The sequence below is a fragment of the Streptomyces sp. NPDC006602 genome (genome assembly GCF_042870385.1).
GTDB lineage: Bacteria > Actinomycetota > Actinomycetes > Streptomycetales > Streptomycetaceae > Streptomyces.
Window position 1 is genome coordinate 168463 of sequence record NZ_JBIAHG010000008.1, and the last position, 11701, is coordinate 180163.

The 11701-nt window shown below is 69.5% G+C and carries 8 protein-coding genes and 1 pseudogene; 7 read left to right on the forward strand and 2 right to left on the reverse strand.

Features of this window, described 5'->3' with window-relative positions; translation table 11 throughout:
- Positions 1–84: 84 nt before the first annotated feature.
- The 5 genes and pseudogenes from yajC (at position 85) to ACFYO2_RS22390 (ending at position 7019) form a co-directional block, all read left to right on the forward strand.
- Positions 85–609, forward strand: coding sequence for a preprotein translocase subunit YajC (yajC, locus tag ACFYO2_RS22370; RefSeq protein WP_388351676.1), 525 nt, complete (start codon positions 85–87; stop codon positions 607–609).
- Positions 610–741: 132 nt separating this feature from the next.
- Positions 742–2514 carry a protein translocase subunit SecD gene (gene secD, locus ACFYO2_RS22375; protein WP_388351678.1) on the forward strand — a complete coding sequence of 591 codons (1773 nt, stop codon included), beginning with the start codon at positions 742–744 and terminating at the stop codon, positions 2512–2514.
- A gap of 1 nt (position 2515) precedes the next feature.
- On the forward strand, positions 2516–3634 hold the full coding sequence (gene secF, locus ACFYO2_RS22380; protein WP_388351681.1) for a protein translocase subunit SecF: 1119 nt from the start codon (positions 2516–2518) through the stop codon (positions 3632–3634).
- The gene (locus ACFYO2_RS22385) at positions 3631–4179 is read left to right on the forward strand and encodes an adenine phosphoribosyltransferase (RefSeq protein ID WP_388351683.1); all 549 of its coding nucleotides are present in this window, start codon (positions 3631–3633) and stop codon (positions 4177–4179) included. The genes secF and ACFYO2_RS22385 overlap by 4 nt, the downstream gene beginning before the upstream one ends.
- 205 nt (positions 4180–4384) lie before the next feature.
- Positions 4385–7019 (forward strand): annotated as a pseudogene (locus tag ACFYO2_RS22390) (RelA/SpoT family protein).
- A gap of 256 nt (positions 7020–7275) precedes the next feature.
- On the opposite strand, the gene ACFYO2_RS22395 reads toward ACFYO2_RS22390, so the two are convergent.
- A complete protein-coding gene (locus tag ACFYO2_RS22395; RefSeq protein WP_388351686.1) occupies positions 7276–8505 on the reverse strand; it encodes a DUF349 domain-containing protein in 1230 nt (409 codons plus the stop codon).
- Between the two features lie 134 nt (positions 8506–8639).
- Positions 8640–9458, reverse strand: a complete 819-nt coding sequence (locus ACFYO2_RS22400; protein WP_388351687.1) for a peptidylprolyl isomerase — start codon at positions 9456–9458, stop codon at positions 8640–8642.
- Between the two features lie 180 nt (positions 9459–9638).
- Here ACFYO2_RS22400 and ACFYO2_RS22405 point away from each other — a divergent pair, with 180 nt between their 5' ends.
- Both ACFYO2_RS22405 and hisS read left to right on the forward strand, forming a co-directional pair.
- Positions 9639–10352 carry an MBL fold metallo-hydrolase gene (locus tag ACFYO2_RS22405; RefSeq protein ID WP_388351690.1) on the forward strand — a complete coding sequence of 238 codons (714 nt, stop codon included), beginning with the start codon at positions 9639–9641 and terminating at the stop codon, positions 10350–10352.
- 13 nt (positions 10353–10365) lie between these two features.
- Entirely contained in the window at positions 10366–11628 is a 1263-nt protein-coding gene (hisS, locus tag ACFYO2_RS22410; protein WP_388351692.1) for a histidine--tRNA ligase, read from the forward strand.
- Positions 11629–11701: the final 73 nt, after the last annotated feature.

The window sequence follows — 11701 nt, forward strand, 5'->3', positions numbered from 1 at the left end:
CCGATGCCGCCTTTGTCGGCGGTGTACATACCCCCAACCATCAGGCCGCTCACCATCGCGGTCACGTGAAGGAAGTACCGACCCGTGAGTCTCGTGACCCTCCTCCCGTTCATCGTGCTCATCGGGGCCATGTTCCTGATGACCCGCTCGGCCAAGAAGAAGCAGCAGGCGGCCGCGAACATGCGGAACGACATGCAGCCCGGCAGTGGCATCCGCACCATCGGGGGCATGTACGCGACGGTCAAGGAAGTCAATGAGGACACGGTCCTCGTCGATGCCGGTCCGGGCGTCGACCTTCTCTTCGCGAAGAACGCGATCGGTGCCGTCCTGTCGGACGACGAGTACAACCGCATCGTCCACGGCGTCGAGCACGACCTGAAGTCCGACTCCGACGTCGTCCCGGACGACGCCTCCTCCCTCACCGAGACCGACGAGCCCGCCGCCGACGCTGCCGCCGCTTCCGACGACAAGCCCGTCGACCTCGGCAAGAAGGACACGGCCGAGGACAAGGCCGAGGAGCCTGCCGAGACCCCGGCCGACACCGAGGCCGCCGAGGCGAAGACGGACGAGGAGCCGAAGAAGACCGACGGCGACACCGAGGCGAAGTAGCCGCACTCCCGGGCGCGCGGGCCGACTCCGCGCGCCGAGGGACGTGCACGGCTCGCACGGGATCCCGACACCATGTCATGGCCGCCCGCCCGCCGATCCGGCGCGAGGCGGCCCGAGAGGGAGTACGAGAAGGTGGCAGCACCTAAGAAGGGCCGGAGCGCGAGCGCCCAGAGCAAACCATGGCGCTCGCTGGCCCTGATCCTGATCGCCATCGTGGCGCTCACCGGAGGAATGTTCCTCTCCGGGCACACCACTCCGCGTCTCGGCATCGACCTTGCCGGTGGTACGAGCATCACGCTCCGGGCGGTCCCCGAGGCCGGCCAGGAATCCGCGATCAACAAGACCAACATGGACACCGCGGTCGACATCATGAACCGCCGTGTCAACGGTCTTGGTGTCTCGGAGGCCGAGGTTCAAACCCAGGGCGACAAGAACATCATCGTCAACATCCCCAAGGGTACGAACTCCGAGGAGGCCCAGAAGCAGGTCGGCACCACCGCCAAGCTGTACTTCCGTCCGGTCGTCGCCACCGAGGTCTCGGGCGCCGCCGCGACGGCCAGCCCGTCGCCGAGCGCCTCCAGCAGCGCGTCGAGCAGCGACACGGACAAGGCGACCTCGTCGTCCTCTCCCTCCAGCTCCACCACCCCCTCGGCGACCGCCACCTCGCAGGGCCGCGCGGTCACCGACGCCCTGAAGGCCGACCCCACACCGTCGACGAGCGCCTCGGCCTCCGCGAGCGCCTCGGCCTCCCCGCCCGCGAGCAGCAGCGACGCCGGCGCGGCGGCCACCAAGCTCGAGGCCCAGTACGCCGCCCTGGACTGCACCGACCCGAAGGCCCGTGCCAAGGCCGGCGACGGTGCCAAGCCCACCGACTCCACCGTGGCCTGCGGCCAGAACTCGCAGGGCCAGTGGCAGAAGTACGTCCTGGGCCCGGCCGAGGTCGACGGCACCGACGTGGACGAGGCGAAGGCTGTCCTCAACACGACGACGGGCGCCGGCTGGACCGTCACCATGGACTTCACGTCCAGCGGCGCCAAGAAGTTCGGCGACATCACCGGCAAGCTGGCCCAGAACCAGCCCCCGCAGAACCAGTTCGCCATCGTCCTCGACGGCGACGTGGTCTCCGACCCGTCCGTCAGCCAGGCGCTGACCGGTGGCAACGCGGAGATCTCCGGCAACTTCAACCAGGAGTCGGCCCAGAGCCTCGCCAACATGCTGTCGTACGGCGCTCTGCCGCTGACCTTCAAGGAGGACAGCGTCACCACGGTGACCGCCGCGCTCGGAGGCGAGCAGTTGAAGGCGGGTCTGATCGCCGGCGCGATCGGCCTCGCCCTGGTCGTCATCTACCTGGTGGCGTACTACCGCGGCCTGGCGCTCATCGCCGTCGCCTCGCTGCTGGTCTCCGCGGCCCTCACGTACGTGATCATGTCGCTGCTCGGCCCGGCCATCGGCTTCGCGCTGAACCTCCCGGCCGTCTGCGGTGCGATCGTCGCGATCGGCATCACAGCGGACTCGTTCATCGTGTACTTCGAACGGGTCCGGGACGAGATCCGCGAGGGCCGCTCGCTGCGCCCCGCCGTCGAGCGGGCCTGGCCGCGAGCCCGACGCACCATCCTGGTCTCCGACTTCGTGTCGTTCCTCGCCGCCGCGGTGCTCTTCATCGTCACCGTCGGCAAGGTCCAGGGCTTCGCGTTCACGCTGGGCCTGACCACCCTCCTGGACGTGGTGGTCGTCTTCCTGTTCACCAAGCCGCTGCTGACGCTCATCGCGCGCAACACGTTCTTCTCGAGCGGCCACAGCTGGTCCGGTCTCGACCCCAAGCGACTGGGCGCCAAGCCTCCGCTGCGCCGTACCCGCCGTCCCGTCCAGCCTGCCGCCGGCCCTGTCGACCCGAAGGAGGCGTGAGATGTCGAAGCTCGGCAACATCGGCGCCCGACTGCACCGTGGCGAGGTCGGCTACGACTTCGTCGGCAACCGCAAGATCTGGTACGGCCTCTCGATCCTCATCACCATCACGGCCATCGTCGGCCTGGCGGTGCGCGGCCTGAACATGGGCATCGAGTTCGAGGGCGGCGCCGTCTTCACCACCCCGAAGCACACCAGCGTCTCCGTGACGCAGGCCGAGACGTACGCGGAAGAGGCTTCCGGCCACGACGCGATCGTCCAGAAGCTCGGCGACGGCAGCATGCGCATCCAGATCGCGGGCATCGACACCGACAAGTCCAACCAGATCAAGAAGGACCTCGCCGAGAACCTGAAGCTCGACAGCGAGCAGATCAACGCCGACCTGGTCGGTCCCAGCTGGGGTGACCAGGTCGCCAACAAGGCCTGGCAGGGCCTCGGCATCTTCCTCGTCCTGGTCGTGATCTATCTGGCGATCGCCTTCGAGTGGCGCATGGCGCTCGCCGCGTTCGTCGCGCTGATCCACGACATCACCATCACGGTCGGCATCTACGCCCTCGTCGGCTTCGAGGTCACACCGGGCACGGTGATCGGTCTGCTGACCATCCTCGGTTACTCGCTCTACGACACGGTCGTCGTCTTCGACAGCCTCAAGGAGCAGACGAGAGACATCACCAAGCAGACCCGCTGGACCTACAGCGACGTCGCCAACCGCTCGATCAACAGCACCCTGGTCCGCTCCGTCAACACCACGGTGGTCGCACTGCTGCCGGTGGGCGCCCTGCTGTTCATCGGTGGCGGTGTTCTCGGCGCCGGCATGCTGAACGACATCTCGCTGTCGCTCTTCGTCGGCCTCGCGGCCGGTGCGTACTCCTCGATCTTCATCGCCACGCCGCTCGTCGCCGACCTCAAGGAACGCGAGCCGCAGATGAAGGGCCTCAAGAAGCGCGTGTTCGCCAAGCGGGCGCAGTCCGCCGCGAAGGGCGAGACGCCGGAGAACGAGGTCGTCGACGAGCAGTACGACGACGAGCCGGAGGACGCCACCCCCGCGGTCGTCGGCCCCCGCAGTCAGCCCGCGTCCCGCAATCGCGGCCGCGGCCGACCGTCGGGGAAGCGCCGATGACCGAGGTCACCGACATCACGGCACTGCTGCTCAGCCGGATCCGTGACGTGGCGGACTACCCGGAGCCGGGCGTGATGTTCAAGGACATCACCCCGCTCCTGGCGGATCCGGCGGCGTTCGCTGCACTCACCGACGCCCTGGCGGCCATCGCCGCGGACGCCGGCGCCACGAAGATCGTCGGCCTGGAGGCCCGCGGCTTCATCCTCGGCGCCCCGGCGGCCGTCCGCGCCGGCCTTGGCTTCATCCCCGTACGCAAGGCGGGCAAGCTCCCCGGAGCGACCCTCAGCCAGGCGTACGACCTGGAGTACGGCTCCGCCGAGATCGAGGTGCACGCCGAGGACCTGAGCGCGGCCGACCGCGTCCTGGTCGTCGACGACGTGCTCGCCACCGGCGGCACCGCCGAGGCGTCGATCCAGCTCATCCGCCGGGCGGGCGCCGAGGTCGCGGGCCTGGCCGTGCTGATGGAACTGGGCTTCCTGGGCGGCCGAGCCCGCCTGGAGCCGGCCCTGGCCGGCGCCCCGCTGGAGGCGCTGCTCAAGGTCTGAGCACCGGCACCGGCGGCGCGGTCAAGGCGCGCGCCATGTGTACGAGACCGCGAAGGCGGGCCCGGAGGAACCCGGTGCCCGCCTCTCGTGTTTCTCGGGTTGACGGTCCTCACAGTGGCCTGAAGGCGATCCGCAGGCAAAGGATCGCTACCATGGGGTGTCCGGAGCCTGACCGGGGGACCCGGATCGTGCACGAGGAGCCCTCTTGCCAGACGAGGCCCAGCCACTCACCGCCGCCAAGCCCGAGCCCGTCTCGGACGCCACGGCAAAGCCCGCGCCGCACGCGAACAACGCGAAGAACGACTCCCGCGGGCCGGTCGAGCACGCCCAATCCGCGCCCGTCGACAAGTCGGCCGAGCAGACGCGCCCCAAGCCCGTCCCGCCGTCCCCCACTCCCGACTCCGCTCAAGCGGGGGGACCCGCAGGGGCCCCGCGGCCCACGAACTCGTCCGCGGTCCGGCCCACCGCAGGCCAGCAGCCCGCCCGCACCGGCTCCTCCAACCGCGTCCGCGCCCGCCTCGCCCGTCTCGGCGTGCAGCGCTCCAACCCGTACAACCCGGTCCTCGAGCCGTGGGGGGGGGGGGGGGGGGGGGCGGGGCGGCGCCCCCCCCCCCCGCCCCCGCCGCGCCCCCCCCCCCCCCCCCCCCCCCGACCCCAAGATCGAGACCGCGACGCTGCGGCAGATCGAGAAGGCCTACCAGGTCGCCGAGCGCTGGCACCGCGGCCAGAAGCGCAAGAGCGGCGACCCGTACATCACCCACCCGCTCGCGGTGACCACGATCCTCGCCGAACTCGGCATGGACCCCGCCACCCTGATGGCCGGGCTTCTGCACGACACCGTCGAGGACACGGAGTACGGCCTCGACCAGCTCCGCCGCGACTTCGGCGACTCAGTCGCCCTCCTCGTCGACGGCGTCACCAAGCTCGACAAGGTCAAGTTCGGCGAGGCCGCGCAGGCCGAGACCGTGCGCAAGATGGTCGTGGCGATGGCCAAGGACCCGCGCGTCCTGGTCATCAAACTCGCCGACCGCCTGCACAACATGCGCACCATGCGCTATCTCAAGCGCGAGAAGCAGGAGAAGAAGGCACGCGAGACCCTCGAGATCTACGCGCCGCTCGCCCACCGGCTGGGCATGAACACCATCAAGTGGGAGCTGGAGGACCTCGCCTTCGCGATCCTCTACCCCAAGATGTACGACGAGATCGTCCGCCTGGTCGCCGAGCGCGCCCCCAAGCGCGACGAGTACCTCGCCATAGTGACCGACGAGGTCCAGTCCGACCTGCGCGCCGCCCGCATCAAGGCGACCGTCACCGGCCGCCCGAAGCACTACTACAGCGTCTACCAGAAGATGATCGTCCGCGGCCGTGACTTCGCGGAGATCTACGACCTGGTGGGTATTCGGGTACTTGTCGACACCGTCCGCGACTGTTACGCGGCTCTCGGCACCGTGCACGCGCGATGGAACCCGGTCCCCGGCCGGTTCAAGGACTACATCGCGATGCCCAAGTTCAACATGTACCAGTCGCTGCACACGACGGTCATCGGGCCCAACGGCAAGCCGGTCGAGCTGCAGATCCGCACGTTCGACATGCACCGCCGCGCCGAGTACGGCATCGCCGCGCACTGGAAGTACAAGCAGGAGGCCGTCGCCGGCGCCTCCAAGGTGCGCTCCGACCAGCCGAGGACCACCGGCAAGGACGACCACCTCAACGACATGGCGTGGCTGCGCCAACTCCTCGACTGGCAGAAGGAGACCGAGGACCCCGGCGAGTTCCTGGAGTCCCTGCGCTTCGACCTGTCGCGCAACGAGGTCTTCGTCTTCACGCCCAAGGGCGACGTGATAGCGCTGCCGGCCGGTGCCACGCCGGTGGACTTCTCGTACGCGGTGCACACCGAGGTGGGCCACCGCACCATAGGAGCCCGCGTCAACGGACGCCTCGTACCGCTGGAATCGACCCTGGACAACGGCGACCTGGTGGAGGTCTTCACGTCCAAGGCGGCCGGGGCCGGGCCGTCCCGGGACTGGCTGAACTTCGTGAAGTCGCCGCGCGCCCGCAACAAGATCCGGGCGTGGTTCTCCAAGGAGCGCCGCGACGAGGCGATCGAGCAGGGCAAGGACGCCATCGTCCGCGCCATGCGCAAACAGAACCTCCCGATCCAGCGCATCCTGACCGGCGACTCCCTCGTGACGCTCGCCCATGAGATGCGCTACCCGGACATCTCCGCGCTGTACGCGGCGATCGGCGAGGGGCATGTCTCCGCGCAGAACGTGGTGCAGAAGCTCGTCCAGGCGCTCGGCGGCGAGGAGGCGGCCACCGAGGAGATCGACGAGTCGGTTCCGCCGTCCCGCGGTCGCGGCCGTAAACGCCGCACCAGTACCGACCCGGGTGTCGTGGTCAAGGGTGTCGACGACGTGTGGGTCAAGCTCGCGCGCTGTTGTACGCCGGTCCCCGGCGACCCGATCATTGGCTTCGTCACGCGCGGTAGTGGTGTATCGGTTCACCGCAGCGACTGCGTGAACGTGGACTCACTGTCCCGCGAGCCCGAGCGCATCCTCGAGGTCGAGTGGGCGCCCACCCAGTCCTCGGTCTTCCTGGTGGCCATCCAGGTGGAGGCCCTGGACCGTTCCCGGCTCCTGTCGGACGTCACGCGCGTCCTGTCCGACCAGCACGTCAACATCCTCTCCGCGGCCGTCCAGACCTCCCGCGACCGCGTCGCGACCTCCCGCTTCACCTTCGAGATGGGCGACCCGAAACACCTCGGGCACGTCCTGAAGGCGGTCAGGGGAGTCGAGGGCGTGTACGACGTGTACCGGGTGACGTCCGCCCGCAGCAGGTAGCACCGCATACGTGGCGGGGGGGGGGGGGGGGGGGGGGGGGGGGGGGGGGGGGGGGCGCGCGGGGGCCGCGGCGGGGGGGGGGGGGGGGGGGGGCGCGGCCCGCCGGGGGGGGGGGGGGCGCAGCACGGCCGGCGGCGAGGGCGGGGTATACGAGGTGTACGGGGTGCGGCCCCCCCGCCCCTGGTCGCCCCCAATCCGTGGGGGGCCCCCCCTCCCTGGCGGTTGGGGGCCCCCCGCCACGTATGTCCGTGAAGCCTCAGCCGCCGAACTCCTGCAGCCCCTTGAGCGCCTGCTCCAGCAGGGCCTCGCGGCCCGCCAGCTCCTTCTCGAGCTTGTCGGCCCTGGCGTTGTTGCCCTGGGCCCGCGCCTGCTCGATCTGGCCCTTCAGCTTGTCGACCGCTGCCTGGAGCTGACCGGTCAGACCCTCGGCACGCGCGCGTGCCTCCGGGTTCGTCCGGCGCCACTCGGTCTCCTCGGCCTCCTGCAGGGCCCGCTCGACCGCATGCATCCGGCCCTCGACCTTCGGCCGCGCGTCGCGCGGCACGTGGCCGATGGCCTCCCAGCGCTCGTTGAGCGAGCGGAAAGCGGCACGCGCGCTCTTGAGGTCACCGATCGGCAGGAGCTTCTCGGCCTCCTCGGCCAGCTCCTCCTTCAGCTTCAGGTTCTCGGACTGCTCGGCGTCCCGCTCGGCGAAGACCGAGCTGCGGGCGGCGAAGAAGACGTCCTGGGCGCCGCGGAAGCGGTTCCACAGATCGTCCTCGTGCTCGCGCTGGGCGCGCCCGGCGGCCTTCCACTCGGCCATCAGCTCGCGGTAGCGGGCGGCGGTGGGACCCCAGTCCGTCGAACCGGACAGCGCCTCGGCCTCGCCGACCAGGCGCTCCTTGGTCTTCCGGGCCTCCTCGCGCTGCGCGTCCAGCGACGCGAAGTGGGCCTTGCGACGCTTGGAGAACGCCGAGCGCGCGTGCGAGAAGCGGTGCCACAGCTCGTCGTCCGACTTGCGGTCCAGGCGCGGCAGGCCCTTCCAGGTGTCCACCAGGGCCCGCAGCCGCTCGCCGGCCGCCCGCCACTGGTCCGACTGCGCCAGCTCCTCCGCCTCGGTGACCAGCGCCTCCTTGGCGTGACGCGCCTCGTCGGACTGCTTCGCGCGTTGTTGCTTGCGCTCCTCGCGGCGCTTCTCGACGGTCTCCACGAGCTTGTCCAGCCGCACCCGCAGGGCGTCCAGGTCGCCGACCGCGTGATGCGCGTCGACCTGCTCACGAATGTGGTCGATCGCGGCCTGCGCGTCCTTCGCCGACAGATCGGTGGTCTTCACTCGCTTCTCGAGGAGGCCGATCTCGACAACCAGGCCCTCGTACTTGCGCTCGAAGTAGGCCAGCGCCTCGTCAGGGGAGCCGGCCTGCCAGGATCCGACGACCTGCTCGCCGTCGGCCGTACGCACGTACACGGTCCCCGTCTCGTCGACGCGGCCCCACGGGTCGCTGCTCACAGCGCCTCCTCCACATGATGCCTGCGAGGGCCTCAGCGCCCCCGAGCATCGTCCACAGTTTCGTCACGGCCAACATAGGCGACCGGCGGGTTGCCTGTCCGCATCCCGCGCGACCGAAATTTCGCAGTTGGGGATCAGGATTTGGTGACGGTTGCCTTGTTGATGACGACCGTTGCGTTGGGCGCTCCGTCGCCCGCTCCGGTGCTCTCGCCGGCGGCGGCGATCTTCTTCAGGACCTTCATACCGGCCTCCGAAATCGTGCCGAACGGTGTGTAGCTGGGCGGCAACTGGCTGTCCTGGTAGACGAGGAAGAACTGGCTGCCGCCGGTGTGCGCCTGGCCGGTGTTCGCCATCGCGACCGTGCCCGCCGGATAGACGTTGTCCTTCAGGCTTTTGTCCTTCAGGTTCTCGTCCGGGATCGTGTAGCCGGGGCCGCCGCTGCCGGAGCCGGTCGGGTCGCCGCACTGCAGCACATAGATGCCGTTGGTGGTGAGCCGGTGGCACTTGGTGTGGTCGAAGTAGCCCTTGCCGGCGAGGAAGCTGAAGGAGTTCACGGTGTGCGGTGCCGCCGACGTCTTCATCGCGATGTCTACGTCACCGCACGTCGTCGCCAGGTTCATCGTGTACTTCGCCGACTTGTCGATGGTGATCGCCGGCTCCTTCTTCCAGGTCGCCGTCTTGACCTTGCCCGCGGCGGCCTTCTCGCACGGGTCCGGCGCCTTGCTGGTCGCCGCCGCGCTCGGGGTCGTCTCGGAGCTCGCGTTGGTCTTGTCGTCGTCCTTGAGGGCGCCGGTCGTGTACAGCGCGACGCTGCCGATCACGACCACGCCGAGCACCGACGCGATCACCGAGTTGCGCATGCGCGCCTTGCGTCGAGCGGCCGTGCGCCGCTGCTGCTGCCGCAAGAACTTCTCCCGCGCGAGCTGCCGCTTCCGCTGTTCCTGGGTGACCACCGGGTTCTCTCCTCATGCGTCTCGTACGCCTGCTGGGACGCGTGCGTCTTGTGAGCCGACCGCCTGCGTGTGCCCCGTACCGTATATGGGTTCGCTGAGGAATCGGCAGCGCCGGTAGGCTCTGACCACAGGCGCAGTCGCCGAGCAGTCCACCCGTATCGACACAAACGAAGGACGATCGTGCTCATTGCCGGGTTCCCAGCCGGGGCCTGGGGGACGAACTGTTATCTCGTCGCCCCCGCCGCCGGTGAGGAGTGCGTGATCATCGACCCGGGCCACCAGGCCGCCCAGGGAGTCGAGGAGACGCTGAAGAAGCATCGGCTCAAGCCTGTCGCCGTCGTCCTCACACATGGCCACATCGACCACGTGGCCTCGGTCGTCCCGGTGTGCGGCGCACACGGCGTACCGGCGTGGATCCACCCCGAGGACCGGTACATGATGAACGACCCGTCGATGGGTCTCGGCCGTTCCATCGGTACGCAACTGATGGGCGAGCTGACCGTGGGGGAGCCGGACGACGTCCGTGAACTGACCGACGGCGTGAAGTTGGAGCTGGCGGGCGTGGAGTTGTCCGTCGCCCATGCGCCCGGCCATACGAAGGGGTCGGTGACCTTCCGGATGCCCGAGACCGCTGACATACCGTCGGTTTTCTTCTCGGGCGATCTGCTCTTCGCCGGCTCCATCGGACGCACCGACATGCCCGGCGGTGACATGGCCGAGATGCTCGACTCGCTGGCCCGCGTGTGCCTGCCGCTCGAGGACTCGACCGTGGTGCTGTCGGGCCACGGCCCCCAGACGACCATCGGCCAGGAGCGCGCCACCAACCCGTATCTGCGGGAGGTGGCCGCCGGCCAGGGCGCGGGTTCCGACCCCGCTCCCCGACGAGGAATGTGACGAGAGACCTTCCGTGAGCACCTTCAAGGCCCCCAAGGGCACGTACGACCTGATCCCGCCGGACAGCGCCACCTATCTGGCGGTCCGTGAGGCGATCGCCGCGCCCCTGCGCACCTCCGGCTACGGCTATATCGAGACGCCCGGCTTCGAGAACGTCGAACTGTTCGCCCGCGGTGTCGGCGAGTCGACCGACATCGTGACGAAGGAGATGTACGCCTTCGAGACCAAGGGCGGCGACCAGTTGGCCCTGCGCCCCGAGGGCACGGCCTCCGTGTTGCGCGCCGCACTGGAGGCGAACCTGCACAAGGCGGGCAACCTCCCGGTCAAGCTCTGGTACTCCGGCTCGTACTACCGCTACGAGCGCCCCCAGAAGGGCCGTTACCGCCACTTCTCCCAGGTGGGCGCCGAGGCGATCGGCGCGGAGGACCCGGCGCTGGACGCCGAGTTGATCATGCTGGCGGACCAGGCGTACCGCTCGTTGGGGCTCAGGAACTTCCGGATCCTCCTCAACAGCCTGGGCGACAAGGAATGCCGTCCCGTGTACCGGGCCGCCCTGCAGGACTTCCTGCGGGGGCTCGACCTCGACGAGGACACCCTGCGCCGCGCGGACATCAACCCGCTGCGCGTCCTCGACGACAAGCGTCCCGACGTCCAGAAGCAGCTGACCGACGCGCCACTCCTGCGGGACTACCTCTGTGACGCCTGCAAGGCGTACCACGAGGAGGTGCGCGAGCTGATCACGGCGGCGGGCGTCTCCTTCGAGGACGACCCGAAGCTGGTGCGCGGCCTGGACTACTACACCCGCACGACCTTCGAGTTCGTCCACGACGGACTGGGCTCCCAGTCCGCGGTGGGCGGCGGCGGCCGCTACGACGGTCTGTCCGAGATGATCGGCGGTCCCGCGCTGCCGTCGGTCGGTTGGGCGCTGGGTGTCGACCGTACGGTGCTGGCGCTGGAGGCGGAGGGCGTCTCGCTCGAACTGTCCTCCTCCACCAGCGTGTTCGCGGTGCCGCTCGGCGAGGACGCCCGCCGGGTGCTGTTCGCGAAGGTCACCGAGTTGCGGAAGGTGGGTATCGCGGCTGACTTCTCCTACGGTGCCAAGGGGTTGAAGGGCGCGATGAAGAACGCCAACCGCAGTGGCGCGCGCTACACGATCGTGGCCGGTGAGCGTGACCTCGCCGAGGGCGTTGTCCAGCTCAAGGACATGGAGTCCGGCGAGCAGACGGCGATCGGGGTCAACGAGATCGTGGCGGAGCTGGAGTCGAGGCTGGGCTGAGGGGGGTGACGGGGGTGCGCGCGGGGTGCTTCTTCGCCCCCGCCGCCCCTACCCGTCCCATCCCCAGGGGGCG